Raw genomic sequence first — 2,396 nt, forward strand, 5'->3', positions numbered from 1 at the left:
CCTACAGCCTATTATATCGAGGGTGTCTTCATTTTTGGCGGAAAAGAACTTCTCATTTCCACGCCGGCAGTGGTGTTTGGAAAGTGACTTGACTGAGGCAGATATTCGAAGTACAATCAATTAGACACTCATCTAATTGATTGGGAGGTAGGCAGTGAGCGACCTTTGTCCGAGCAGAGAAGTTCATGTTGATGTAAGTAAGTATAGAGAGATTGCAGATGAAGTTTCAGGCCTCTCAGAACTCTTCAAGGTAATTTCAGACGAGACTCGAACTAAGATCATCTTTCTTCTGTCTGAGGCCGAGTTATGCACTTGCGATCTTGCCGAAATTCTGGAGTTGACTCTCCCGACAATTTCTCACCATCTGAAACAGCTTAAGTCTTATAGACTTGTAAGAAATCGCAGGGAAGGGAAGTCAGTCTTGTATTCTCTGGGTGACCATCACGTCATTGACCTCATACACATTGCCAGAGAGCACTTCCAGGAACTGTCAGAGGGCGATTAGGGTGAAGAAATACAGAATAGAAGGACTTGATTGTCCGAAATGTGCAACCAAACTGGAGGACCAGCTAAAGAGATCGGGAGTTAATGCGAGAATAGATTTCTCTTCTTCGACACTAATAATCAATAGTCAGACTCTCGAAAAAGTCGAAGAAATTATTCACAAACATTCTCCGGAGATAACGTTGCTGCAATCTCCGGGTGTCAAGAAAGACCTACCCATCAAAGAACTTGTGAAACTACTCTTCTCAGTAGCCCTGTTTATAATTGCTTTGGTCTCTTCTCCCTTTCTTCACGGGAACAATGAACTGCTTGAATATGGCTTGTTTGTGACTGCGTATCTTGTCGCCGGGGGAAGCACCGTCCTTAAGGCTTCCAGGAACCTCCTAAGGGGCGACTTGTTCGACGAGAGTTTCCTCATGACAATCGCCACTATGGGCGCCTTTGCGATCCACGAATTGCCGGAAGCTGTTGCCGTGATGATCTTTTACAGTTTCGGAGAGCTTCTGGAGTCAATCGCCTTAAGAAAATCAAGAAGATCAGTGAAGGAACTGATAGATTTGAGGGCTGAAGAAGTCAATCAGATCACTGACGGGAAGCTTCGGGCTGTACCGGCAGGCCAGATTCAACCGGGCGACAGATTTGTTGTCAGACCAGGAGAAAGAATTCCTATTGACGGCATCATCAACTCTGGAAGCACCTGGATAGACAAATCACTTCTCACAGGAGAAAGTAGTTCCGTACCCGTAAAGGAAGGTGATACAGTTCTTGCCGGTACCATAAACAAGTCAGGCGTTATAGAAGTCACTGCATCGACAGATCTTCAGAAGTCTTACACTAGCAGAATGCTGGAGCTAGTTGAAGAGGGGACTTCTAGAAAGTCTAGAAAGGAGCGTTTCATTACCAGGTTCTCGAGGCTGTACACCCCTATTGTGGTCTCCATCGCTACCGCGATAGCGGTATTTCCCCCGCTGCTGTTCGGAGGGGAACTTTCAGTCTGGGTTCATAAGGCCTTGATCCTTCTTGTCATTTCCTGCCCCTGCGCATTAGTCATCTCTGTTCCGTTAAGCTATTTCGTCGGTATTGGAAAGGCCTCAAGAGAAGGAATATTATTCAAGGGAAGTAATTATCTGGAATCTCTCGGAAAGATTGACTCGATTTTCATAGACAAGACGGGAACACTGACCAGGGGAAAGCCAGTGATCTCTCAAATAGAGACTTATGGCCGATATGACAAGAGGGAGTTATTGGAATACGCATCCCTAATGGAAAGCTACTCCACTCATCCAGCGGCGAGTTCGTTTAGAGGCCTCATTCCGGAGTCTCCCGAAGAGATGAAAATCTCCGACCTCACAGAAATTGCAGGAAAAGGTATAACAGCAGAAATCAACGGTAAGAAGATGGGCATTGGCAACGCCTCTCTGTTGAAGGATCTCGGAGTTGATCACAAAGAGCGAGGTGAATCAGGAAAGGTATTTCTTTCCATCGATGGCATAGTAGAGGGGGCATTTACTCTGTCCGACGTTTTGAAGGATGATTCTGCCGATGCCCTCATCAGGCTTAGAGAACTCGGAGTTCATGAGATAGTAATGCTTACGGGCGATAGTCGTGATATTGCTGCTTCTATATCGGACGAACTGGACCTCGACAATCTGATTTCCGAAGCAACTCCAGAAGACAAAATGAAGGCAGTGGAATCAGCAATCGCTGGTGGGAAACAAACCGCATTTGTTGGCGACGGAATAAATGATGCACCGGTAATTGCGAGGGCCGATGTTGGCATTGCCATGGGAGGTTCGGGGGCTGACGCAACAATCGAAACGGCAGATATCGTTCTCTCAAATGATTCGCTCTCGAAACTTGCAAGAGCAATAGAGATATCGAGGTTCACTAAC

General features: G+C 46.3%; 2 protein-coding genes. Both read left to right on the forward strand.

What is annotated here, in order from left to right; translation table 11 throughout:
* Window positions 1-154 precede the first annotated feature (154 nt).
* Window positions 155-505: an ArsR family transcriptional regulator gene (locus tag ENN47_09585; GenBank protein HDP78414.1), complete on the forward strand. Its 351-nt coding sequence runs from the start codon at window positions 155-157 to the stop codon at window positions 503-505.
* Window position 506: 1 nt separating this feature from the next.
* Window positions 507-2,396 (forward strand): cadmium-translocating P-type ATPase (cadA, locus tag ENN47_09590; protein HDP78415.1); only part of this gene is annotated, 1,890 nt, incomplete at its 3' end.

The sequence above is a fragment of the Mesotoga infera genome, assembly GCA_011045915.1.
Taxonomy (GTDB): Bacteria; Thermotogota; Thermotogae; order Petrotogales; family Kosmotogaceae; genus Mesotoga; species Mesotoga infera_D.